Raw genomic sequence first — 23776 nt, forward strand, 5'->3', positions numbered from 1 at the left:
ACGTCAGCACTCCCGATCCTCCTGTCCCAGAGGCACTTCCATAGCCCGCCACGCCGAACTCACCGATCCGCCCACTGTCGGTCCATGGATCGAGGCTAAAGGCTCGGTCCGTGGCTTCGGTCAGGCGTGCGATGCCGGGTCGCTGACCGGCGCGGCCACCGGGGCGGGCGTCAGTTCAGTTGCAGCCCAGACGGCCAGCAGGCGCAGCCGTTCCTCGTCGGGGGAGCCGGGTTCGGTGGTGTAGACGGTCATGGTGAGTCCGGGATCGGCGGGCAGGTCCATCCCGTCGAAGGAGACGGCGAGCTCGCCGACGACGGGGTGGCGAAAGCGTTTCAGGCCGGTGCGGTGGCTGCGGACGTCGTGGTCGGCCCACCGGCGGGCGAAGTTGTCGCTGCGGGTGCACAGCTCGCCGATGAGGTCGGTCAGCTGCTTGTCGTGCGGTCGGCGTCCGGCTTCGGCGCGCAACAGCTGGACTGCGGTGTTCTCGGACGTGTCGATGTCGGGGAAGAAGTCGGGGCCGTTGGGGTCGAGGAAGTGGAATCGGGCGATGTTCGGTGGCGCGGCCGGGGTGGGCCGGGTGGGGCTGTCGAACACGGGCGAGTAGAGGGCCCGGCCGAGCAGGTTGGTGGCCAGGATGTCCAGGCGCCCGTTGCGCACGAAGGCCGCCGCACCGGTCATCGCATCCAGGACGCGCTGCAGGGACGGGTGGATGGTCGCTGCTGTTGGCCGCTCGCGTCGGCTGCTCGCGGCGTTAGCGGCACGGGCGAGGTCGAACAGGTAGATGCGTTCTGCTTCGGTGAGTTGCAGAGCGCCGGCGACCGCGTCGAGGACGCTGTCGGACACCCCGGACAGGTTGCCTTTCTCGAGGCGGGTGTAGTGGTCGACGGAGACGCCGGCGAGGATGGCGACCTCTTCCCGGCGCAGCCCGGGGACGCGGCGTTGACCGCCGTAGCGGCGCAGCCCGGCCTGCTCGGGCGTGATCTTGGCGCGGCGGCTGACGAGGAAGTCCCGCGCCTCTTGGCTTCTCCTGCTCACGGTGTCAACGCTACGGCCGCTTGACGACCCTCGAGCAGCGTGTGGGGGGTCGCGTCGTGACCCGGAAGAACGCCACCTGTTTCGTGCACCTGAACCGGGCTTGCATGGAGACATGCCCCCTTCCATCTCCGACCCCGCCTACACACCGCCTTCGCGGTTAGGTCGGTCCACCACCACGTTGGTGGCCGCGACGCTCGTCTTCTTCGTCATCACGCTGGATGCCGTCATCGTCAACGTGGCGCTGCCACGGATCCGCACCGACCTCGGCGGCGGCATCGCCGGGCTGCAGTGGGTGGTCGACGGCTACACCTTGATGTTCGCCGCACTGCTGCTTTCGTCCGGTTCGCTCGCGGACCGGGTCGGTGCCAAGAAGGCGGTGGCCTACGGCATGGTCTTGTTCGTTGTCGCCTCCGCGGGCTGCTGCGCGGCACCCACTCTCGGGCTCCTGGTGGCAGCCCGGTTCGTGCAGGGCGCCGCGGCCGCCGCCATGATGCCCGCCTCGATGGCGCTGCTCGGGCACGCCTTCCCGAACCCAGTCATGCGGGCGCGCGCGGTCGCGGTGTGGGCGATGGGCGGTGCCATCGCCTCCTCCGCCGGGCCGGTCCTCGGCGGACTGCTCAGTCTCGCGAGCTGGCGGCTGATCTTCCTCGTCAACGTGCCCGTCGGGGCCCTCGCCCTGCTCCTGATCGCCCGTACCGCTACGACCAGCCGCCAGCGGGCCCCATTCGACTGGATCGGGCAGCTGACCGGCGTGCTCGCCATGGGCGGTCTCACCTTCGGCGTCATCGAGGCCGGCGACCGCGGCTTCACCTCCCCACCCGTCCTGGTCGCGCTCGGGACCGCGGTGGTCGGCATCGTGGCGTTCCTGCTCAGCCAGACGCGCGTCGATCACCCGATGGTCCCGGTGGCCTTGTTCCGGGCGCGGAACGCAGCCACGCCGGTGGTCATCGGGTTCACCTTCATGGTCGGCTACTACGGGCTGCCGTTCGTGATGAGCCTCTACCTGCAGCAGGTCCGTGGCCTGTCCCCGCTGGGAACCGGCGTGGTGTTCCTGCCGATGATGCTGATCGGGCTGGTGCTCACCCCGTTCGCACCGCGGATCGTGCAACGCCTCGGCGGCAAGACGGTCATCGTCACCGGGCTCGTCTCGATGGTGCTCGGACTTGCCCTACTCGCGTTCATCGGCGTCACCACACCGCTGCCGGTGTTGGCCGCGCTGATGGTCCTTGTCGGGCTCGCCGGTCCGCTCGTGATGCCGCCGACCACCGCGATCCTGCTCGACAGCGTCCCGGCCGACCGCGGCGGCGTGGCCTCGGGGGTGTTCAACACCAGCCGCCAGGTCGGTGGCGCGCTCGCGGTCGCGGTCTTCGGCGCGCTCCTGGGGCACGGCGCCTTCATGCCGGGCATGCGCGCCAGCCTCCTTCTCGCCGCCGCCGTCGCCCTTCTCACCGCGGCCGCCGCGACCGTGCTGCGGCCCGTCCACCACCTCGAGACCGACGCGTCCCTCGCCGCACATCAGGGCGCCGACCTAGCACGGACAGCGGCGTGAGCAGGCGAGCTGGACCTCCACGCACGAGCCCCCGCTCCGCTGACCGCGACCACCGGCGGGTACCACCGCCGGAACACCGAAACACGGGAGACATCATGAAGTTCACCCAGAGCGGCGGCCAGACCGCCACCGGCCCCGCTGACTGGTTCACCGGCACGGTCTACATCGACGGCATCCGCAACCCCGACGACCAGTCCGCCGTCGGCTGCGCCCACGTCCGGTTCACCCCCGGGGCGCGGACCGCCTGGCACCACCACCCCAAGGGCCAGACCCTGTACGTCACCGACGGCATCGGCTACGTCGCCCGCCGCGGCGACAACGGGGCCACCCAGGTCCAGGAGATCCGACCCGGCGACGTCGTCTACATCGAGCCCGGCGAGGAGCACTGGCACGGAGCCACCCCGGACCGGTTCATGGCCCACGTCGCCATCCAAGAAGCCGACGACCAAGGCCAGGTCGTGACCTGGCTCGACCACGTCACCGACGCCGAGTACGGCGCCTGAACCACCACAGACACGATGCGCGGCCGCATCACGCGACCCCGCACGGTCGACGGCAAAGGAAGAACGCACCGATGATCCTGAACGAGACGTACACGCTGTCCAACGAGGTCACCATCCCCAAGCTCGGCCTCGGGACGTGGTTCATCGACGACGACAAGGCCGCCCAGGCCGTCACTGACGCGGTCGCGGCCGGCTACCGCAACATCGACACCGCGCAGGCCTACGGCAACGAGCGCGGCGTCGGCGAAGGCGTCCGCTCCAGCGGCGTCCCGCGCGAGGACCTGTTCGTGTCCACCAAGCTCGCGGCCGAGATCAAGGACTACGACGAGGCGGCCGCAGCGGTCGACGGTTCGCTGGCCACCCTCGGGCTCGACTACATCGACCTCATGCTGATCCACAGCCCGCAGCCGTGGAGCGACTTCCGCGGCGGGGACTACGCCGAGGGCAACCGGGAGGCCTGGCGCGCCCTCGAGGACGCGTACCAGGCGGGCAAGCTCCGCTCCATCGGCGTGTCCAACTTCGAGCGGCACGACCTTGAGAACATCCTGCAGTCCTGCACGGTGGCGCCCCAGGTGAACCAGCTGCTCGTGCACGTGGGGAACACCCCGGCAGATCTGATCACCTACTGTCAGAAGAAGAACATCCTCGTGGAGGCCTACTCACCAATCGCCCACGGACAGATCCTGAAGAGTCCCGACGTGACAGCGATCGCCGAGCGCTACGCGGTCACCGTCCCGCAGCTGTGCATCCGATACACCCTGCAGCTCGGCACCGTTTCCCTGCCCAAGACGGCGAACCCCGATCACATGCGCGCCAACGCCCAGGCCGACTTCATCATCTCGGACGACGACATGGACGCTCTGCGAAGCCTGCAGTTCCGGGACTACGGCGAGCACTCCGCCTTTCCCGTGTACAGCGGGAAGGAGCCGCCGCCGCCAGCACGGGTGACGGCGTGCAACGAGTAGTCATGCAACCACCTTTGCGTGCTGCTCGCCGGCGAGGATGTGATGGCCTCTCACACGGAGCATGTGGGCCTCTGACAAACAGCATCTTGGGCCGCGTCTTGGGCGGCGGGCAGCGTTGGTCCTTGAACCCCAGAGGGTGCCCTTTGGCGATGGAGTTGGGTGGTTCGGGCCATTCGTTGGCATGGCAATTAGTCGCGTGACCAAGGCAGGACGTGCCTTGATTCCAATGTACCAAGGGGATGGAGGGTCACGGTTGGTCGCGGCGTGACTGCACAACCGTCATGGGCCGAACGGTCCTGCTCGCACTGGTGGGCTGAGGCTACGACTCTCGAACAGGTCCTGCCGGCATCGAACCCCGCTCTGCGCGGGCGGGGCTGGAGTCGCGCACGGCCGCTGTCACCTCGTCCAGCAGACCGGAATCCGGGTGGTAGGGGGTGTAGTACCACAGGCGATCCGCGATGCCGCTGTATCGTTCGACGAGCGCTGCGCCGGCCATTGCCGGAGGCGCGATGACGGCGAAGGTGCCAAGCACTTGGTCGTCCACCAGCTGAGCCATGGTCGCCCAGCGATCAGGGTCGTCGGTCCGGGACAGCCGGTTCAACTCGCTGCCGAGCTCGCCCCAACCGTGGTGCTCCAGCACCGGCTGGTATGCCGGGGTGCTGCCGTAGAAGGCAATCCGGCGACGCACGGCTTCCGTCGCAGCGCGGATGTCGTCCTCAGTGCGGCCGGTAGCCAGAAAGACGCGACAGCTGACATCGAACGCGGTCCGCAGCGTCCCGCGAGCGTCCAGCCCTTCCGTCACCGCAGGTAGGACGACCGATTCCAGATAGGACGGGGTCGAGAAGGCGTGGACAAGAAGACCGTCCGCCGCCCGGCCCGCGGTCCGCACCATGGCCGGCCCGACTCCTCCGATGATGATGCGCGGCATGCCGAGGCCGTGCGGTTCTGGCCGGAACATGGCGGTCATCAGGGTGTGTCGGTAGAACGCGCCCTCGAAGGACAGCGGCGTGCCCTCCTCCCACGAGCCGAGAATCGCGCGGACCGCATGGATGAACTCCTCGAGCCGCGCCGCGGGTGAGGACCACGGCATGGAGAACCGGCGTTCGACGTGAGACCGGACCTGCGTACCGAGCCCCAGGGTGAACCGGCCACCGGAGAAGCGCTGCAGATCGTGTGCCGCGTTGGCCACCGTCATGGGGTTGCGCGCGAACGCAACCGCGACGGCGCATCCCAACTCGATGTGCGAGGTGTGCTCTGCGGCAACGACGAGAGGCAGGAACGGGTCGTGAGCCGTTTCGGAGGTCCACAGGCCGCCGTAACCCGCCGACTCCGCGTGCCGTGCCGCATCCCGGATGTCATCGAGAGAACCGGGGTCCAAGCGGGCGTCAATCTTCACCGTTCACCTCTCGTTGCACGCGAGTGAGTCGTGCCAAGCGTAATGTCAAACATCGGATAAACACCGGTCGCGAAGCGAGAAGCGACCCGTCTCACATGTCGGCCAGCAGATGAATGCTTAATGTCAAACCTTGCGCACGCTGTCTAAGATCTGTACGGTTCCATCAATGCACAAGGCCGTGTAGGGACCGCTCCCTTAACGGCGATGCAGGCCAGACCGACTTGAGAGGGCATCGTGTCAACCTCGACGACCGACACCAGGGACGTCTCGATCACGAAGGTCGCAGTGGCCAGCCTGATCGGCACCACGATCGAGTTCTACGACTTCTTCATCTTCGGGACAGCAGCTGCGCTCGTCTTTGGCAAGCTGTTCTTCCCTGATCTCAACCCACTCGCGGGCACGTTGGCCGCCTTCGCGACCTTTGGCGTCGCATTCGCGGCCAGGCCGCTCGGCGCGGTCATCTTCGGCCACTTCGGCGACCGACTCAGCCGCAAGAGAATGCTGGTGACCAGCCTGCTCATGATGGGCCTCGGCACCATCGCGATCGGCCTGCTGCCGACCTACGCCCACGTGGGCATTCTCGCTCCCGTGCTGCTGGTGCTCTGCCGGCTCCTCCAGGGTCTCGCCCTCGGCGGCGAGTGGGGCGGCGCCGTCCTCATGGCCGTTGAGCACGCTCCCGCGAACCGGAGGGCCTTCTACGGGAGCTGGCCGCAGATCGGCGTACCGCTGGGGCTCGTCCTCGCCACGGGGCTCTTCTACCTCATTCAGCAACTGCCGGAGGCCCAGCTGGAGTCCTGGGGGTGGCGCGTACCCTTCCTCGCCAGCGGTCTGCTCGTCGCAGTCGGCCTGTACATCCGGCTGAAGATCGAGGACTCGCCAGCCTTCAAGAAGATCAAGGCCACGCGGCAGGAAGAGCGCTTTCCAGCAGCGACGGTGTTCCGCGAGGACGGACCCAGTGTCCTACTCGGCGCCCTCTCCGTTGCTGCCGCCAACGTTCCGTTCTACATGGCCACCGTCTTCGCGCTGACCTATGGGGTCGATGAGGGCGTCAGCCGAAACACCGTCCTCGGGGCTGTGTGCATCGCTTCCCTGATCCAGATGTTCACCATGCCGCTGGCAACCGGGCTGTGCGACAAGTTCGGGCGCCGGCCCGTGCTGCTCACCGGATGCGCGCTCACCGTCCTGATGGGCTTCCCCTTCTTCTGGCTGCTCGACACGCACAACACAGCAGCCATTTACCTGGCGCTGATCATTGCGCTGCCGCTCTGCCACGCCCTGAGCTACGGACCCCAGGCCAGCTTCATCCCGGAACTGTTCCCGACCCAGTTGAGGTACAGCGGCGCCGGCATCGCCTACACCTTGGGCGGCCTGCTGTTCAGCGCGCCGGTACCGTTCGTGGCCACCGCCCTGCTGGACCGCTTCGAGGGTGCCTCGCCACTCGCGCTCTACATCATGGTCGCCGGCGTCCTCACCTTTGTCGCGGTCGCCATTGCTCGGGAAACCCGCCAGGACGACATTGCGTGGTCCACCCGTCCCGCCCCGCCCGGTGACCCGCGGGCGGCCGCTGCGCTCGTCGCGTACGACGCGTAGTTCTCCAGCCGCTGCGGCAGGTGGTCTCCGACGGCGGACCTGCCGGCCCACGAACGACAATCTCGAAGGAAGTGACTGAAGGTGATTGAGCTCGGACCGTTGAACGGCGTACGTGTCGTTGACCTCACCACGTCGTATGCCGGACCGACGGCCGCCATGTACCTGGCGGATCTCGGCGCCTCGGTCATCAAGGTTGAGCGGCCGGACAGCGGGGATGACGCCCGCGGCTGGGGTCCGCCGTTCGTAGACGGCGCCTCGGCGTGGTTCGCGTCGGCCAACCGCAACAAGCAGTCGGTCGTGCTCAATCTCGGAGCGCCGGAGGGCCGGGAGGCGTTGCTTCGCCTTCTCGACACCGCGGACGTCTTCCTCCAGAACATGAACCCCGCCAAGCTCGAACGGATGGGGATTGACAGCGACACTGTCCGGGCACGCAATCCTCGCCTGGTCTACTGCGCGATGTCCGGGTTCGGGCAGGACGGCCCGGATAGTTCGCTTCCTGGGTACGACCTGGTGGCACAGGCCCGCTCCGGGCTGATGTCGGTCACCGGCGAGCAGGGCCGAGCGCCGCAGCGCGTCTCAACCGCGCTCTCCGACATTGTCACCGGCATGTGCGCCACCATCGCCATCAACGCCGCCCTCGTCCGCCAGCGGGTTTCGGGGATCGGCGAGGTGATCGACGTCTCCCTGCTCGACAGCGACCTCGCCCTCATGGCACCCCGCATCGCGGCCTTCCATGCCGGTGAGCCGGAACCGTCGCCGAGCGGCGGCACCGACTCCGTGCTTGCCGTGTACCAGCCCTTCGAGACGGCTGACCGGACCATCGTCGTCGCCATCGGCAACGACGCCATGTGGCAGCGGTTCTGCCGAGTTGTGGGGCTGGAGGACCTGTCTGCAGACCCGGCCCTCCGGGACAACGCCGGCCGACGCGACCATCGCGCTCGCATCACGGCGGCCGTGAGCGCGCGGCTCGTCACTCGTCCGGCCGCGGAGTGGCTCGCCGACCTCGCCGCCGTTGAGGTGCCGGCGGCGGCCGTCCAGTCCCTCTCTGAGGTCGTCACGGACCCACAGGTGACCGCTCGCGGTTCGCTCATGCCGGTCCCGTACTCCGGTGGCGCGATGGTCACTGTTCGCAGTCCGTTCCGGTTGGCCTCCTGCCCCACCCCGCGCAATGAGCGGTTCCCGGAACTGGGGGCCGACACCGAGTCCGTCCTCCTCGATATCGGCTACACGCCCGACGACATCGGCGGCCTGGTGGAGGCCGGAGTTCTCGGTCGGTCGCAGCGCGTTGAGCATGAGGCCGTGCTGTGACCGAACTGCTGACTGAGCAGTGTGACGGGGTGCTGCAACTGACGATCAACCGCCCCGACGCACTCAACGCACTCAACACCAACGTGATCGGCCTTCTCGTCGATACGGTTCGGGAGGCGGCCGACGATCCCGCCTGCCGCGCCGTCGTGCTGACCGGCGCCGGGGAGAAGGCGTTCTGCGCGGGCGCCGACCTCAAGGAACTCGCAGAGATGGGCGCAGACCGAGCCCATGAAGTCATGCGGGCCGGTCAGGCCGCCTTCCGGGCGATCGAGCGGACCCCCATCCCCGTCATCGCCGCGGTCAACGGCCTGGCACTGGGCGGTGGTTTTGAGCTCATCCTCGCCTCCACCATCCCCGTCCTGTCGACCCGTGCCTCTCTTGGCCTGCCTGAGTCAGGACTGGGACTGATCCCCGGCTACGGCGGGACCCAGCGGCTACCGCGAGCGGTGGGTGAACGGATCGCTGCGCACCTCATGCTCACTGGCAGCAGGCTCGACGCCGACCGGGCTTACGATCTTGGCCTCACGCCGGTGCCCCCCGTGGCGCCGGACAACCTGCACGAGGCCGCCATGGACATCGCACGCACGATCGCGCGGCAGGGCCCTGTCGCCGTGCGCTCCATTCTCACGGCGCTCGAAATCGGCCGCGACGCTTCCCTCGACGCCGCTCTTACCGCGGAGACGGGCATGGCAGCCCTCGCCATCGCTGGAGACGAATCAGCCGAGGGCATCTCGGCCTTCCTCGAGCGCCGGCCGCCACGATTCGTAACGGAAGGGGATCGACGTTGACCGTCGCAGCACTCTCCATCGACACCGACCCGACCGCCTACGAGGCGCTGCAGAAGGCCGTGGACGAACCCGTCGCGGACGGGGCACTCACCGACCGGGAGCGCGAGGTCCGGGCCATCGCCCGCGGCATTGCCGCCCGGGAACTGGCCCCCCGCGCTGCCGCCATCGACGCAGAGCACGCCTTCGCCCTCGAGGGGGTGGGCGCCCTCAACGAGGCCGGCCTCGGCGGACTGCTCTTCCCGGAGCGGTTGGGTGGAACCGGCGACAGCAACGTCGCGTACGCCCTTGCCATGGAGGAGATCACCGCCGCCTGCGCCGCCACGAGCTTGATCTTCATGACGCAGATGCATGCCGCCTACCCGATCCTGCTCTGCGGCAACGAGGAACAACAGCGCCGGTACATTCCCGGACTGATCCAAGGAACCGCCTTCGGCTCCATTGGGGTGACCGAGCCCGATGCGGGATCTGACGTGGCGAGCCTGCGCACGACCGCGACGCCGACGGAGCACGGATGGTCTCTGAGCGGACAGAAGACGTTCATCACCACCGGTGATCGGGCCGATGTGATCATCTGCTTCGCCACCGTGGACCGCGACCTCGGCCGCAAGGGTGTGACGGCCTTCATCGTCGAGGGCAACTGGGAGGGCGTCCAACGAGGGAAACCGTTCCACAAGATGGGAATGAACGGCTCCAGCACGGCCGAACTCTTCTTCGACCAAGTGGCCGTGCCCCGCGAGAACCTTCTCGGCGAGGAGCGAGGGGGGTGGCCCGTCGTGATGAGCTCAGTGGTGAAGACGCGGCTGAGCGCCGCCGCGCAAGGGGTCGGCCTGGCCCGCGGTGCCTATGCCCGCACGTTGGCCTTTCTCACAGACCGCTACGGCAAGCGGATCCCCGAGGAGCACACCTTCGCGCTCGCCGAGCTGCGCGGCCGGCTGTTGCAGGGCCGGCTGCTGCTGCACGCGGTCGCACGTCAGGCGGACCGCGACCCGCACATCTCACCTGGGTCGGTCGGGATCATGAAGCAGTCCTGCACCGATCTCGGGTTCATGGCCGCCGTCGAGGCGACCCGCATCCTCGGCCCGCACGGTGACCTTGCCGCCCTCGGCGTCGAACGCTTCCTCCGCGACGCGAAGGTCACGCAGATCTACGACGGCACCAACGAGATCCAGCGGCTGCTCATCGGCCGTGAGACCACCCGCGCCCTGGAGGCCCTCTCATGACCAGCGCATCGCTCACCGGCAAGGTCGCCATCGTCACCGGGGCAGGCCGGGGACTGGGGCGTTCGATGGCCGACGCGCTCATCGACGCCGGCGCCGCCGTGACCGTCGCCGCGCGGACCGGCACGGAGCTCGACCGCTTCGTGGCTGACGCCGAGCAGCGGGGAGGACGCGCTCTGGCAGCCCCCACGGACATCACCGACGAGGATGCGGTCGAGGCCATGGTCACCGCCACGGTGAAGACCTTCGGGCGCGTCGACATCCTGGTCAACAACTCGGGGATCGTGGCGACACGAGCGCTGATCGAGCAGCCCGCAGACGAATGGGACCGCGTGATCGCGACGAATCTGCGCGGTACCTATCTCGCGACTCGTGCGGTGGGACGTCACCTCGTCGCGCAGGGCGACGGGAAGGTCATCAACATCGCGTCCAACTTTGCGCTCCAAGGCGTCGCCAACCACGCGGCATACTCCGCCTCGAAGGCCGCGGTCATCGGCTTCACCAAGTCGATGGCGATCGAGTGGGCACGCTTCGGGGTCCAGGTCAACGCCATCGCCCCTGGCTACTTCGCCACGCCGCTCAACGCCGAGATGCGGGACGACCCGGAGACGCTCTCCCACGTGGTACGCGCGATCCCGGCGCGGCGGATGGGCGAACCCGACGAGCTGAAGCCGTGGCTCTTGCTGCTCGCTGGCCCGGCCTCAGACTTCATGACCGGCGAGGTCGTCGTCATCGACGGCGGCCAGAGCGTCCGTTGACACCGACAGGCAGGAACACAATGAACCAAGAACGGAAGACCGTCGCAGTGCTCGGCGCGGGGACCATGGGTTCGGGCATCGCCACCGTGATGGCTCGGGCCGGCCACAGCACGCTGCTCTTCGACGTCAACGAGGCCAACCTCCAACGCGGCATCGGCACCGTGCACGGCTTCTTCGACAACAGCGTCAAGAAGGGGAAGCTCACAACGGACCAAGCCGAGGCCGCCAAGGCCGCCCTACACGGAACGACGGACCTGACCGAGCTCAGCCGGAGCGACGTCGTCGTTGAGGCAGTCTTCGAGGACCTCGCCCTCAAGAAGGACCTCTTCGGTCAACTTGACGACATCGTCCCGGAATCCACCCTCTTCCACACGAACACATCCACTCTGTCCGTCACCGGCATCGCCTCTGGTTCGCGGATCCCCGGCCGGGTCGTCGGGACGCACTACTGCAACCCCGCCCCCCTCATGAAGCTCGTCGAGGTGGCCGACGGACGACACACGGCGGACTGGGCCCACAAGGCGACCATCGAGTTCCTCCACTCCCTCGGCAAGACGAGTGTGGTCACCCAGGATCGTCCCGGCTTCATCGTCAATCGCTTCCTCATCCCATGGGAGAACTCCTGCATCCTGGCGCTCGAGGCCGGCTTGGGCACCAAGGAGTCCATCGACGCCGCCGTCCTCGGTGCCCTGGGCCACCCCATGGGGCCGTTCCGACTGCTCGACATCGTCGGCATGGACATTCACCAGCAGGTCGCCATGCGGCTCTACGAGCAACTGCGCGACCCACGCTTCTTCCCCCCACCGATGGTGGATCGCATGGTCGCGGCCGGCGACCTGGGCCGGAAGACCGGCCGGGGCTTCTACGAGTACGACGACACCCGCCTGTTCGGGTCCTAAGGAGCACGCACGATGACGCCATCGACGACTGACACCCAGAGCCCGCTCGACCTCGCGACGTTCGGGCTCCTCGGACTCGGCACCATGGGGGCCGGGATCGCGCAGGTGCTCGCGGCCTCGGGCCGCACCGTGATCGCGCTCGAGAAGGACGAGGCCCGACTTGCAGCCGGTGTCGCGGCGGTCACGGCGGCCCTTGACGGCGGCATCAGACGCGGCAAGGTGACCGAGGACGAGAAGGCAGAGATCCTCAGCCGGATCAGGGGCACGACGGCAGTCGGCGATCTCGCAGACGTGGACGCCGTGCTCGAGACCGTGAGCGAAGACCTGGAGGTCAAGACCTCACTCCTCACCGAAGTCGCCGCTGTCGTCGCCGACGACACGCCCATCCTCACGAACACCTCGGCGTTGTCCGTGACGGCCATCGCGGCGGCGCTGCCGCACCCCGAGCGATGCGCCGGGCTGCACTTCTTCAACCCTGCACCCGCCATGCGCACGGTGGAGGTGATCCACGCCCTGCAGTCCGATGAACGCCTCATCGATCGGCTTGAGGCGCTTGTCGATTCCCTCGCGGACAAGATCGCGGTCAGGGTCAAGGATCGGCCGGGCTTCCTTGTCAACGCCCTGCTCCTGCCCTACCTCAATGACGTGATCCAGGAACTCGATGACGGACTCGCGACAGCCGAGGACATCGACGTCGCCCTGAAACTCGGCCTCGGCTACCGGTCCGGGCCGCTCGAGATGCTGGACATGATCGGTCTTGACGTGCATCTCAACGCGACAGAGGCGGCCTACGCCGCGACCCTTGACTCTCGGTACGCCGCACCGCCGCTCCTGCGCCAGATGGTCGCTGCGGGCCATCTCGGGGCCAAGAGCGGCTCAGGCTTCCGGACTGGCCCAAGCCAGACGTCCTGATCAAGCCTGGAGGAGGAGGCCATGATGGGGTATCAGGAAACCGGCGCCTGCGGTGACGGCGTGGACCACCGCACAGTGAGTGTGTCGTCATGACGTGGCGCGGCCCAACCCTTGACAGCGACCAGCGTGTCCTCGCCGCGACACTGGACTCGCTCGCCGCCGACCGCGCCGTCCTCCTCGAGGACGCCGCTCCGGTGCAGGTCAGTGCGCTGATCGCCGAGCTCGCCGGACTGGGCGTGTGGACCTTGGGCGCCACGGAGGAGATGGGCGGGGGCGGCGCCGACGAACTGACCACCGCCGTGGCGCTTGAACGCATGGGTCGGTCCTGGCCCGCTGTCGGGTGGGCGTCGGTCCAAGCGCACGCGGCGGTGGACCTGCTGGGCCGGGAGGAAGCCTGTACGTCACTGGTGCAGGCGATCCATGCGGGCAGCGCCAACGTTGCCGTTGTCGATGCCGCCTCGGCGCACGTCAACCTCTCCTGGTCGGGCGACCACCTGGTCGGCACCATCGACCGGGTTGATGCCGCGAGCAAGAGCCCACACCTAGTCGTTCTTGACGGCGACGAGGAGGCAACCCTCGTGCTGCCCGCGGGCCTGTCGACCGGACCGGTCCGGACGACGGGACTCGGAGGTTCCCAGACGTGCCAGGTCTCCGTGAATGCGTCCGCGGACAACTTCTACCGCCTCGGGGCCCCAGACGTCGTCACCGCCCGAATCCGCCTTGCCCTGGGCGCCGCCATCGTGGCGGCCGGCATCGCGGGCGCTGCGGCGGACGAGGCGCTCGAGTACGCGAGCGGCCGGCATCAGTTCGGCGATGCCCTCACCGCCATCCCCACCGTCCGCCAGTCGCTGCTCAGCCAGGCGGCCCGCACCGCGGTCATCCTCACCGCGGCTGCTGCGATGCCATCCGAACCGGTCCAGGCCGCCGCGGTCCTCCGCGAAGCATGCGACCAGGCGATCGAGGTCGCGGCGGCCGCGCTGCAGTCGCACGGTGGCTACGGCTATCTCACCGAATACTCCGTTGAGCGCCGGCTCCGTGACGCGGTGTCCCTGCGAGCCGCTGTCGACACGCAGGCCGCGGCGCGCGCCGCCGGCCGGCGTCTCGTCGGGCACAGCACGCCCCAGATCTTGAGGAAGGATCCGTCATGACCGAGACACGACCCAGCATGTCGCTGACCGACGTGCTCGACGGGCAGTACACCCCCCTCGACGCCGAGACCGCGGCCCGGTGGCGGGCCGAGGGCTGGTGGGAGGACCGATCCCTGCGGTCGGTTCTCACCGAGGCGGCACAGACGCACCCGGATCGGGTCGCACTCGTGGGGCGCCGCACCGACGGACAGCGGGTCAGCAGGACGTTTCGAGAGTTCGACGCGAACGCACACCACGCGGCGAGTGTGCTTGCCTCCCTCGGGGTCAAAGAGGGCGACGCAGTCGTGCTGATGCTGCCGAACTGGATCGAGTATCCGGAGCTGGTCTTCGGTATCAACGAGATCGGTGCCATCTATGTCGGTATCCCCGTCGCCTATGGAGAGATCCAGGCGGCGGCCATCCTGCGTCGCAGCAAGGCCAAGGTCCTCGTCATCCCACGTCGCTGGCGCAGCAATAACCACTTGGAACTGTCCCGCACCCTTCGGCGAGAGATTCCCACCCTCGAACGGATCATCGTCCTCGACGAGGACGGCACCGAGCTTGAGCCGGAGGAGTCGCTGTGGAGCTCGTATGCCGACGTGCCCTCCCGTTCCTTCCCCGAGCCGGACCCGAACCGCATCTGCTACCTCGGGTTCACCTCAGGGACCACCGGTGAGCCCAAGGGAGCGATGCACAACCACAACACGCTGCTCTACTCCGTACGCCGCCAGGCGGAACACATCGGTGCTGACGTCTACGGCAGCCCGGCCGTTCACCTGGTTGCTTCTCCTGCGGGCCACCACACCGGCTTCGTCTGGGGAATCCTCCTCACGACCCTGCTGGCCGGCCGAGGCGTCTACGTGGACCGGTGGGACCCGGTCTGGGGGGTCGACGTCATCCGGGAGGAGGGGGTCACCATGTTCTTCGGCGCGCCCACCTTCCTGCAGGACATGATGCGCACGAACCTTGTCGACGACCCCGCTTCGCCGCTGCGGTGTCTCGTCATTGCCGGTGCCCCGGTGCCGCGGAACCTGCCGGCGGTCGCGAGCAAGGCCCTGGGCGCGTACGTCGCCCCAGCTTGGGGCATGACCGAGTGCAGCATCATCATGTCGAGCACTCCCAAGGAGCCGGCCCCAATCCAGCGCACGGACGGCTCGGTCTTCGAGGGCTCATCCGTCAAGGTGGTCAACGGCGACGGCCTCGAGCTGCCCACCGGGGAAGTCGGCGAGCTGCTGGTGCGGGGCCCGGCGCTGACGCTCGGCTATTACGACCGCCGCGACGCCACCGAAGAGGCCTACCTACCCGGCCAGTGGTTCAGGACCGGTGACCGGGCGAGCGTCGACGAGCACGGCTGGGTCTCCCTGCGGGGCCGTTCGAAGGACATCATCATCCGCGGCGGCGAGAACGTTCCCGTCACGGACGTCGAGTCGGTGATCTTCGACCACCCCGACGTGCTCAACGCGGCGGTGGTGGGCATCCCCGACGAGCGCCTGGGCGAGCGCATCTGTGCCGTCGTGGTGACCCGTCCGGAGGCGGCTGAGCTCACCGTGGAGTCGTTGTCCGAGTACCTCGTGGCCCAAGGGCTGTCGAAGCACTACCTGCCTGAACGGGTGGTGCACGTGCCGGAGCTGCCCACGACGCCGAGCGGCAAGATCCAGAAGTTCAAGCTCCGCGAGATGGTTTTGTGACTGGTCTTCCCCTCTCGGGGGTCAAAGTCCTTGACCTCTCGACCTTGCTCCCCGGTCCGCTCGCCACCTTGATGCTCGCAGAGGCGGGCGCCGATGTCGTCAAGATCGAGCGTTGCGGACCGGGCGACGAAATGCGCACCTACGAGCCGAAGTTCGGCGGGGCCAGCGCCAACTACGCCGTCCTCAACCGAGGCAAGCGGGCGTATGCCGCAGACCTGAAGGACCCGCAGCAGCGTGACAGGGTCCTCGCCCTGGCTGGCGAGGCCGATGTCGTCGTCGAGCAGTTCCGACCCGGGGTCGCTGATCGACTTGGCCTAGGCTATGGAGCGGTTCGAGCTGTCGCTCCGGCCGTCGTGTACTGCTCGATCACCGGGTATGGGCCCGACGGTCCGCTCGCCGGCCGGGCAGGACACGACCTCACCTACCTCGCCCAATCGGGACTGCTCGGCGTCGTGGCGGACAAGACAGGCGCGCCGACCCTGCCGGTGACCGTGCTGGCAGACATCGCCGGTGGCACGTACCCGGCTGTCGTCAACATCCTGCTGGCACTTCGGCAGGTGGAGCGAACCGGTGAGGGCGTGCACATCCAGGTCTCCATGACACACAACCTGCAGACCTTGGCATACGGGTACCTCGCGGCCCACCAAGCGTCGGGTTCCTGGCCCCAGCCGGGCAGAGAGCTGCTCACAGGGGGGAGCCCGCGCTACCAGATCTACCCGACGTCCGACGGCCGCCACATTGCGTGCGCGGCCCTGGAACAGAGGTTCTGGGAGCGCTTGTGCCACCTCGTGGAGCTCGACGAACCTCTCCGCGAGGACCGCGGGCGTGAGACCGCGGTCATCGAAGCACTGACGGCTCGCTTCGCTGAACGGCCAGCGGCGTACTGGGAGGACCTCTTCGAGGGCGAAGACGTCTGCACGGCCGTCGTCGCCACCTGGGAAGAGGCCGTCGCGAACGGCCTCGTCCGAACCGATGGGTCGGACCGGGTCACCCCACCGGGTGGCGGAGAGTCGATCCCCACCCTCGCCAGCCCCATCGAGACCGCGTTGCGCGGAGCCGAGCGCACCCTGACCTATCCCGCGCTCCACACCCTCCCCGATGAAAGCCCTTGGGCGTGAGTCCGGCCATCGCGACGGCCCGCGGCAACCGAGAAGGAGATGCAACATGCGAGCAGTACTAGTCAAGGAGTTCGGCGAACCATCCGGTCTCGTCGTAGAGGAAGTCCCAGATCTCACGCCGGCTCCTGGCGAAGTCGTCATCGAGGTCGCCGCCGCCAGCGTCAACTTCCCCGACATCCTCGTCGTCGAGGGCACCTACCAGAACTTGCCGGGTCGGCCGTTCAGCCCGGGGAAGGAGGCGGCGGGCCGGGTCATCGCCGTCGGCGACGCGGTGACGCGGCTCAGCCCGGGCGACCGCGTGCTGGCACTGGTCGAACACGGCGCCTACGCCGAGCAGTTGCGGGTCCCCGAAGAGCTCGTCATGCACCTGCCTGACGAAGTCGACTACACCGAGGCGGCCGCGATTGGCCTCGTGGGTTCGACCGCCCACTTCGGGCTGATCCGCCGAGGACAGCTCAGGAAGGGCGAGACCGTCCTCGTCACCGGTGCCGGAGGAGGCGTTGGCTCGGCCGGTGTGCAGCTGGCCAAGGCTTTCGGTGCCACGGTGATAGCTCTCGCACAGGACGAGGAGAAGGCGGCGTTGGCCCGTCGGCAGGGCGCCGACATCGTCCTCACCTCCACTCCCGAGACGCTGCGTGACGACCTTCACCAGGCGACCGACGGGCACGGGGTCGACGTGGTTCTCGAGATGCTGGGCGGTGACTTCCTCACTCAGATCATCCGGGCAACGGCATGGGAGGGACGCATTGTCATCGTCGGATTCGCATCAGGCGGCCAGAATCCCATCAAGCCGGGGCACCTCCTCGTCAAGAACATCAGCCTGAGCGGCCTGCAGAGCAGCGACTACCGGGACCGCGAGCCCGAGACCATGCGTACCTGCATGGAAGAGGTCCTTGGCCTGCTGGCAGACGGCCGGCTCGATGCCGCGATCGACACCACCTTCCCGCTCGACCGAGCCAGCGAGGCCCTCGAGTACGTCAAGGACGGGAAGGTCAGGGGGAAGGTGGTCCTTGTCACCGGTGGAAGTCAACGACGTTGATCCTCAACGATATTCGCATCGCGCCGATGGGACGCACAGCGATAGCGGAGTCGCTCGGAACGGCGTCCCATGAGTGCTGACCACACGACAGGAGAGAACATGAGCGACGCATACATCTACTCCGCGGCACGCACGCCGTTCGGGCGCTTTGGCGGCGCACTGGCCGACGTGCGTCCCGACGACCTGGCCGCGCATGTCCTGACCGAACTGCTCAAGAAGTCACCGGCACTCGGCCCCGAGCAGGTGGACGAGGTCGTGTTCGGTAACGCCAACGGCGCCGGTGAGGAGAACCGCAACGTCGCTCGGATGGCTCTACTGCTGGCGGGACTGCCCGTCTCGGTGCCCGGTACGACGGTCAACCGCCTGTGTGGTTCGTCGCTCGACGCAGCCATGGCAGCCTCGCGCATGATCGAATGTGGCGACACTGAGGTCGTCGTCGCCTGCGGGGTGGAATCCATGACCCGGGCACCGTGGGTGATGGCCAAGCCAGCGCGCGCCTATCCCGCCCATGACGCAGCGATGGTGTCCACGACGTTGGGCTGGCGGATGGTGAACGCACGGATGCCGGCGGAGTGGACGGTCTCCCTGGGCGAGTGCAACGAGCAGCTGGCGGAACGGCTCGGCATCTCCAGGAAGCGTCAGGACGAGTTCGCCGCACGATCACACCGGTTGGCCGACGAGGCGTGGAGAGCGGGCCACTACGACGACCTCGTTGTCCCGGTTCCCGGTGTCGACCTCGTGCGTGACGAGGGCATTCGTCCCGGAACCAACACCGAGGTGCTGGCTGGGCTGCGGCCCGTATTCCGACCAGAGGGCACAATCACAGCCGGCAACGCATCCCCGCTGAACGACGGCGCGGCCGCAGTGCTGCTCGGCTCGGAGGCGGCCGCCGACATCATCGGGACGCGACCGCTGGCGCGGATTGCCGGTCGTGGCACGTTCGCGCTCACGCCCCAGGACTTCGGCATCGCTCCCGTGGGCGCCGCCGAGTCCGCGCTGAGGCGGGCCGGCATCGAGTGGTCGGACATCGGGGCGGTCGAGCTCAACGAGGCCTTCGCCGCACAGTCACTCGCCTGCCTCGACGCATGGAAGGTCGACCCCGACATCGTCAACGCATGGGGTGGAGCTATCGCCCTTGGGCACCCGCTCGGCGCCTCGGGCGGCCGCATCCTCGGCACACTCGCCAACCGGCTCGTCGCCGAGGGCCAGCGCTGGGGCCTGGCCGCAATTTGCATCGGGGTCGGGCAGGCGCTCGCCGTCGTCCTCGAAAACGTCGAGAACTAAGGAGGAACAGAGCCATGACGGTGCCCAAGAGGGTTGGGGTCTACGGTGGCGGCCGGATGGGTGGCGGCATCGCGCACGCCTTCGCGATCGCCGGCAGCGACGTGACGGTGATCGAGGCAGACGAGACGGCAGCCGCTGCAGCGGCGCAGCGGGTGCACGAAAGCCTTGCCGCAGCCGCGTCGCGCGGCAAGCTCGAGGAGTCCGTCGACGCGGTCGCGGGGCGAGTCCACGCCGGGACGGACGATGCGTCGCTGTCCGACTGCGAGCTGATCGTTGAGGCGGTCCCCGAGACCGTTAACCTCAAGGTGGACGTCTTGGCCAAGGTCGAGGAGGTCGCGCCGGAGGCGGTGCTGGCGACCAACACCAGTTCCCTGTCGGTCGACTCCATCGCGGCCGCGTTGCGCCGGCCCGAGCGCTTCCTTGGGCTGCACTTCTTCAACCCGGTCCCCGCGAGTTCTCTCGTGGAGATCGTGGTCGGGTCGAAGACGGCGCAGTCGCTGGTCGATGAGGCACGCGGCTGGGTGACCGACCTCGGAAAAACCGCGATCACGGTCACCGACTCCCCGGGGTTCGCGTCCTCACGGCTTGGGGTCGCCTTGGCGCTGGAAGCAATGCGCATGCTCGAGGAGGGCGTCGCATCCGCTGAGGACATCGATACAGCGATGACGCTGGGCTACAAGCATCCGGTCGGGCCGCTCCGAACCACCGACATTGTGGGGCTGGACGTCCGGCTCGCCATTGCGGAACACCTGGCGCGCACGGTTGGTCCACGATTCGAACCGCCCGCGATTCTGCGAGAGAAGGTCAAGGCCGGCGACCTCGGACGAAAGACGGGCGCGGGCTTCTACACCTGGTGAGGGCCGAGGAGGCGAGGGCCTGCTCGGAAATGAGAAAGCGAGATTGCAGTGACATTTGAGAAGTATGAGCGCCTTTCCTTCGAGCGAAAGGACAACGGCGTCCTCCTTGTGAGCATCAACCGACCGGAGAAGCACAACGCGGCCGACTCGGTCATGCTCGCCGAGTTCGCGACGGTGTGGACCGACATTGCGCAGGACCCGGACACTCGGGTCGCCGTGATCACGGGCAGCGGGGACAGGGCATTCTGCGCGGGGGGCGACCTGGGGGAGGAGCGGGACAAGCTCAATGACTTCCCCTCGGCCGTCGGCGTCTGGCAGGAAGCCCGCGGCCTGGTTGCCGGCATGATCGAGTGCGACAAGCCGCTCATCTCGGCCATCAACGGGCCGGCGGCGGGGGCTGGGCTGGCGGTTGCCCTTCTCGCCGACATCAGCATCATCGGCGAGGACGTGAAGGTCACCGACGGTCACTTGCGCATCGGCCTCGCGGCCGGCGACCACGCGGCCATCATCTGGCCGTTGCTCTGCGGTATGGCCAAGTCCAAGTACCTGCTGCTGACGGCCGACCAGATCGACGGTCGGGAGGCCGAGCGCATCGGTCTTGTGAGCAAGGCAGTCCCCAGGGAGCGGGTGCTGGAGGAGGCCCTGGAGCTCGCGGACCGGATCGCGAGCGGCCCGCAGTACGCGGCGCAGTGGACCAAGCACGCGCTCAACAACTGGCTGCGGCTGGCGATGCCGACCTTCGAGTCATCGCTCGGCCTGGAGTTGCTGACGTTCTTCTCGCCCGACGCCCACGAGGGCATGACCGCGTTCCTGGAACGGCGTTCTCCTCGGTTCAACTGAACCCGGTCGACGCTCCGCAGGGCCCCTATCCGTGCGCACAAGCGCTTTTCAGTGAGGTGAAAGATGAGCCAAGAGGATCTCGCAGCGATGTTCGGGCGGTATGTCGCGGCCGCAAAACATGATGACCTTCCCCCCGACGCGGTCAGAGCAGCCAAGTTCAGCACGCTCGACATGTTGGGTGTCACCCTCGGAGCGAGCGGGCTCATGGAGGTCATGCCCCCAATCGTCGAGCTCGCGCGGGAGTGGGGAGGCGCCGAACAGAGCAGCATCATCGGCTTCGGCGGAAAGATTCCCGCCGTCAACGCGGCCTTGGTCAACGGTTCAATGGGGCACGGGCTCGACTTCGACGATCACCTCCCCGAAGGCCATCACCCGAGCATCACGGTGCTGCCCGCCCTGCTCGCCGTCGCTGAACTGCGCGGCCGCGTCGGTGGCCGGGAGTTCATCACTGCGCTGGCGCTGGGCCAGGACCTGTTCGCCCGATTGCGCAAGAACGTCGCATGGAAGCAGGACTGGTTCATGACGCCGGTGGTCGGGACGCTGGCTTCGGCTGCGGCCTGCGCCAAGCTCCTGCGCCTGTCCGCTGAGCAGGTGAGCCACGCCATCGGCATCGCGTGCACCCAGGCCGCCACCACGATGCAGACGGCCTACGGCACGGGCGGCGATCTGCGCGCCATGTATGGCGGGACAGCTGCGAAGGCGGGGGTCCTCTCGGCGCTGCTCGCCGCCAAGGGGGTCAAGGCCACGTCCGCGCCCCTCGAGGGACGTGCCGCCTTCCTGCCCGTCTACTTTGGCGAGTGGGATCGAGATGCGATGCTCGAGAACCTGGGCGAGGACTTCCAGGGTGCAACGATCCTGTACAAGCTCTGGCCCAGCTGCGGGGTGACCCACGCCTACATCGACACTGCCCTGCGGCTGATGGGTGGCCCAGGTCGCGCCGAGGAGATCGAGCGGATCGAGGTCTTCGGCGGTGACTTCGCCCGGTATCTGACAGAGCCCACCCAGCTCCGGCGTCAGCCACCGACCTCCAACGACGGCAAGTTCAGCATTCCGTACACCGTCTCCGTCGCGTTGCTCCAGGGAACGATCGGCGTCGGAGACTTCGAGCCCGATCGCCGGGCTGACCCTCGCACGGGCGCTTTGGCCAGTCGGGTGGAGTTCGTGGAGGACAAGAGGTTCGACTGGGGCGACGAGCTTCCAGCAGGCGCGGTACGCATCAGCCTCCGAAACGGCGAGACGCTGTACGGGGAGGCCAGCCACGATGAGACTCCGGGCGCTGCGAAGAACCCGCTCGGCTGGGAGCAACTCGTCAGCAAGTTCGAGGACTGCGCAGCCCACGCGGTTCGGCCGCTTGACGCTGCCAGCGTGACGCGTGTCGTCGAAACGGTCCAGCACCTGGACGCGCTGGACGACATCGCGGACCTCGCCGCGCTGGTCTCCTGAGGGGGCGTCATGGACCATGTCCTTGAGTCACTCATCGACTTCGTCGAGCAGACCGACTTTGGCAGCCTGACGGCTGGCGCGGTGGACCGCGTCACCCGCCACACTCTGGACGCAGTGGGATGCGGCGCGGGCGGGTTCGGGAGCCGGCCTGCTCGGATCGCCCGTGAGGTCGCGCGCGGCGCGCGCGACGTGCTGAGTGCCTCACTGTATGGCGAATCCGACCCTGTCCCGGTGGGTATGGCAGCGTTCGCCAACATCACCGCGAACCGCTACCTCGACTTCAACGACTTCGGTGTGTCCGGTCATCCAAGCGACATGATCCCGGCGCTGCTCGCAATGGCAGAGGCCGCACGGGCAAGCGGCGCCGATGCCGTCACGGCGATCTACCTCGCATACGAGATTGCCACCCGGGTAGCCGAGGCGGTGCCCGCCGACGGCGGTTGGGATCAGGGTGTCTACTGCTCCCTCGGCATTGCCGCCGGCCAAGCGAAGATTCTCCGACTCAACCGGCAAGAGTTGGCCAACGCGCTTTCCCTTGCGGTCGTGCCCAGCCTGCCGCTGCGGGTGACCCGATTCGGTGAGCTGTCCGAGTGGAAGGCATCCGCCACGGCGCACGCGGCCATGACCGCGACCTTCGCCGTCCGGTTGGCTCGGGCGGGGATGACCGGTCCCTCCCAGCCCTTCGGGGGGAAGGATGGACTGCTCGAACGCGTCTGGCCGGCCTTCGACCTCGATCTCACGCCGACGAGCCCCTCGGCGATCGAGCGCGCCAGCCTCAAGCGGCACCCGGCGTGCTTCTGGGGACAGGTTCCCGTCGATCTCGTCCTCGAGGTTCGTGACGCTGTGCCGCTCGGTGACGTCGAAGCCATCGAGGTCGCGACGTGCGAGAACGCCTGGCGAACGATCGGCGGCGGTCGCGGGGACGCTGCAGAGAAGTGGCGCCCACCGACCCGGGAAACCGCGGATCACAGCATGCCCTACCTCATGGCCGTGGCGCTCGTGGACGGGCGGCTCTCGGAGGAGGCCTTCGCCCCCGACCGCCTTCGCGATCCGAAACTCCTCGACATCATCGACCGCATCCGGATCCTCGAACGACGTGACTTGACGGCTCGGGCGACCCGCGACACCTCTCCCACGGAGCTCACCGTCCAAGTGCCCGGCCGAGATCCCATCACCGTGGCAGCCGATGTCCCGCGCGGCCATCACGACAATCCGTTGAGCGATGACGAGGTCGCTGACAAGTTCCTGTCCTTGGCGAACTCGGCCCTTTCGGACGCCCAGGCGAAGGAACTCGCGGAGCGCCTCTGGGACCTGCCGCGGCTGTCCACGCTGGACGACGTGGCGCGCCTGTTCCGCGCGTTCACATGCTGCGACGCCTCTTGACACGGCGTCGCTCCTGCTGTCTGATGTCTGTCAGACATCAAATGTCAGTCTTATTCCTTGTTGGTAAATGAAGGGCA

Annotated in this window: 21 protein-coding genes; 19 read left to right on the plus strand and 2 right to left on the minus strand. The window is 67.9% G+C overall.

Going from position 1 to position 23776, the window contains the following annotated elements; translation table 11 throughout:
* Positions 1-120: 120 nt before the first annotated feature.
* Positions 121-1035 carry a helix-turn-helix domain-containing protein gene (locus N864_RS03480; protein ID WP_034713578.1) on the minus strand — a complete coding sequence of 305 codons (915 nt, stop codon included), beginning with the start codon at positions 1033-1035 and terminating at the stop codon, positions 121-123.
* A gap of 181 nt (positions 1036-1216) precedes the next feature.
* On the opposite strand from N864_RS03480, the gene N864_RS03485 reads away from it, so the two are divergent.
* The 3 genes from N864_RS03485 to N864_RS03495 all read left to right on the plus strand — a co-directional run bounded on the left by N864_RS03485 (position 1217) and on the right by N864_RS03495 (position 4052).
* A complete protein-coding gene (locus tag N864_RS03485; protein WP_240474195.1) occupies positions 1217-2584 on the plus strand; it encodes an MFS transporter in 1368 nt (455 codons plus the stop codon).
* 95 nt (positions 2585-2679) lie between these two features.
* Positions 2680-3087 (plus strand): (R)-mandelonitrile lyase, encoded by a 408-nt coding sequence (locus N864_RS03490; protein ID WP_034713580.1) that lies wholly within the window; start codon positions 2680-2682, stop codon positions 3085-3087.
* 71 nt (positions 3088-3158) lie between these two features.
* Entirely contained in the window at positions 3159-4052 is an 894-nt protein-coding gene (locus tag N864_RS03495) for an aldo/keto reductase (RefSeq protein WP_051518141.1), read from the plus strand.
* 319 nt (positions 4053-4371) lie between these two features.
* On the opposite strand, the gene N864_RS03500 is transcribed toward N864_RS03495, so the two are convergent.
* Positions 4372-5448, minus strand: coding sequence for a TIGR03617 family F420-dependent LLM class oxidoreductase (locus tag N864_RS03500; protein ID WP_034713581.1), 1077 nt, complete (start codon positions 5446-5448; stop codon positions 4372-4374).
* A 285-nt stretch (positions 5449-5733) separates the two neighbouring features.
* Between N864_RS03500 and N864_RS03505 the strand changes: the two genes are divergently transcribed.
* The 16 genes from N864_RS03505 to N864_RS03580 all read left to right on the plus strand — a co-directional run bounded on the left by N864_RS03505 (position 5734) and on the right by N864_RS03580 (position 23699).
* Positions 5734-7038 (plus strand): MFS transporter, encoded by a 1305-nt coding sequence (locus tag N864_RS03505; RefSeq protein ID WP_205620852.1) that lies wholly within the window; start codon positions 5734-5736, stop codon positions 7036-7038.
* An 81-nt stretch (positions 7039-7119) separates the two neighbouring features.
* A complete protein-coding gene (locus N864_RS03510) occupies positions 7120-8346 on the plus strand; it encodes a CaiB/BaiF CoA transferase family protein (RefSeq protein WP_034713584.1) in 1227 nt (408 codons plus the stop codon).
* Entirely contained in the window at positions 8343-9134 is a 792-nt protein-coding gene (locus N864_RS03515) for an enoyl-CoA hydratase/isomerase family protein (protein WP_034713586.1), read from the plus strand. The genes N864_RS03510 and N864_RS03515 overlap by 4 nt, the downstream gene beginning before the upstream one ends.
* Complete coding sequence (locus N864_RS03520) at positions 9131-10354, plus strand: acyl-CoA dehydrogenase family protein (RefSeq protein WP_034713587.1); 1224 nt, start codon at positions 9131-9133, stop codon at positions 10352-10354. The genes N864_RS03515 and N864_RS03520 overlap by 4 nt, the downstream gene beginning before the upstream one ends.
* Positions 10351-11109 carry an SDR family NAD(P)-dependent oxidoreductase gene (locus tag N864_RS03525; protein WP_034713588.1) on the plus strand — a complete coding sequence of 253 codons (759 nt, stop codon included), beginning with the start codon at positions 10351-10353 and terminating at the stop codon, positions 11107-11109. The genes N864_RS03520 and N864_RS03525 overlap by 4 nt, the downstream gene beginning before the upstream one ends.
* A gap of 20 nt (positions 11110-11129) precedes the next feature.
* Complete coding sequence (locus tag N864_RS03530) at positions 11130-12008, plus strand: 3-hydroxyacyl-CoA dehydrogenase family protein (protein WP_034713589.1); 879 nt, start codon at positions 11130-11132, stop codon at positions 12006-12008.
* A 12-nt stretch (positions 12009-12020) separates the two neighbouring features.
* A complete protein-coding gene (locus N864_RS03535) occupies positions 12021-12920 on the plus strand; it encodes a 3-hydroxyacyl-CoA dehydrogenase family protein (RefSeq protein WP_034713590.1) in 900 nt (299 codons plus the stop codon).
* An 89-nt stretch (positions 12921-13009) separates the two neighbouring features.
* Positions 13010-14068, plus strand: a complete 1059-nt coding sequence (locus tag N864_RS03540) for an acyl-CoA dehydrogenase family protein (RefSeq protein WP_034713591.1) — start codon at positions 13010-13012, stop codon at positions 14066-14068.
* The gene (locus N864_RS03545; RefSeq protein WP_034713592.1) at positions 14065-15735 is read left to right on the plus strand and encodes an AMP-binding protein; all 1671 of its coding nucleotides are present in this window, start codon (positions 14065-14067) and stop codon (positions 15733-15735) included. Before N864_RS03540 ends, N864_RS03545 begins: the two co-directional genes overlap by 4 nt.
* Positions 15732-16853 (plus strand): CaiB/BaiF CoA transferase family protein, encoded by a 1122-nt coding sequence (locus N864_RS03550; protein WP_034713593.1) that lies wholly within the window; start codon positions 15732-15734, stop codon positions 16851-16853. The genes N864_RS03545 and N864_RS03550 overlap by 4 nt, the downstream gene beginning before the upstream one ends.
* Before the next feature lie 46 nt (positions 16854-16899).
* The gene (locus tag N864_RS03555; protein ID WP_034713594.1) at positions 16900-17892 is read left to right on the plus strand and encodes an NADPH:quinone oxidoreductase family protein; all 993 of its coding nucleotides are present in this window, start codon (positions 16900-16902) and stop codon (positions 17890-17892) included.
* Between the two features lie 99 nt (positions 17893-17991).
* Positions 17992-19176, plus strand: a complete 1185-nt coding sequence (locus tag N864_RS03560; RefSeq protein ID WP_034713595.1) for a thiolase family protein — start codon at positions 17992-17994, stop codon at positions 19174-19176.
* A gap of 14 nt (positions 19177-19190) precedes the next feature.
* The gene (locus tag N864_RS03565; protein WP_034713597.1) at positions 19191-20033 is read left to right on the plus strand and encodes a 3-hydroxyacyl-CoA dehydrogenase family protein; all 843 of its coding nucleotides are present in this window, start codon (positions 19191-19193) and stop codon (positions 20031-20033) included.
* 48 nt (positions 20034-20081) lie between these two features.
* Positions 20082-20873, plus strand: coding sequence for an enoyl-CoA hydratase/isomerase family protein (locus N864_RS03570; RefSeq protein WP_034713599.1), 792 nt, complete (start codon positions 20082-20084; stop codon positions 20871-20873).
* A gap of 87 nt (positions 20874-20960) precedes the next feature.
* Positions 20961-22316 (plus strand): MmgE/PrpD family protein, encoded by a 1356-nt coding sequence (locus N864_RS03575; RefSeq protein ID WP_051518143.1) that lies wholly within the window; start codon positions 20961-20963, stop codon positions 22314-22316.
* 9 nt (positions 22317-22325) lie between these two features.
* Entirely contained in the window at positions 22326-23699 is a 1374-nt protein-coding gene (locus N864_RS03580; RefSeq protein ID WP_034713601.1) for an MmgE/PrpD family protein, read from the plus strand.
* Positions 23700-23776 lie beyond the last annotated feature (77 nt).

It is taken from the genome of Intrasporangium chromatireducens Q5-1 (assembly GCF_000576575.1).
Taxonomy (GTDB): Bacteria; Actinomycetota; Actinomycetes; order Actinomycetales; family Dermatophilaceae; genus Intrasporangium_A; species Intrasporangium_A chromatireducens.

Coding starts and splice junctions, on each gene's coding strand:
- N864_RS03525 (WP_034713588.1), top strand. CDS start 10,351: ATGACCAGCGCATCGCTCACCGGCAAGGTCGCCATCGTCACCGGGGCA.
- N864_RS03560 (WP_034713595.1), top strand. CDS start 17,992: ATGAGCGACGCATACATCTACTCCGCGGCACGCACGCCGTTCGGGCGC.
- N864_RS03495 (WP_051518141.1), top strand. CDS start 3,159: ATGATCCTGAACGAGACGTACACGCTGTCCAACGAGGTCACCATCCCC.
- N864_RS03545 (WP_034713592.1), top strand. CDS start 14,065: ATGACCGAGACACGACCCAGCATGTCGCTGACCGACGTGCTCGACGGG.
- N864_RS03565 (WP_034713597.1), top strand. CDS start 19,191: ATGACGGTGCCCAAGAGGGTTGGGGTCTACGGTGGCGGCCGGATGGGT.
- N864_RS03555 (WP_034713594.1), top strand. CDS start 16,900: ATGCGAGCAGTACTAGTCAAGGAGTTCGGCGAACCATCCGGTCTCGTC.
- N864_RS03535 (WP_034713590.1), top strand. CDS start 12,021: ATGACGCCATCGACGACTGACACCCAGAGCCCGCTCGACCTCGCGACG.
- N864_RS03540 (WP_034713591.1), top strand. CDS start 13,010: ATGACGTGGCGCGGCCCAACCCTTGACAGCGACCAGCGTGTCCTCGCC.
- N864_RS03490 (WP_034713580.1), top strand. CDS start 2,680: ATGAAGTTCACCCAGAGCGGCGGCCAGACCGCCACCGGCCCCGCTGAC.
- N864_RS03575 (WP_051518143.1), top strand. CDS start 20,961: ATGTTCGGGCGGTATGTCGCGGCCGCAAAACATGATGACCTTCCCCCC.
- N864_RS03530 (WP_034713589.1), top strand. CDS start 11,130: ATGAACCAAGAACGGAAGACCGTCGCAGTGCTCGGCGCGGGGACCATG.
- N864_RS03580 (WP_034713601.1), top strand. CDS start 22,326: ATGGACCATGTCCTTGAGTCACTCATCGACTTCGTCGAGCAGACCGAC.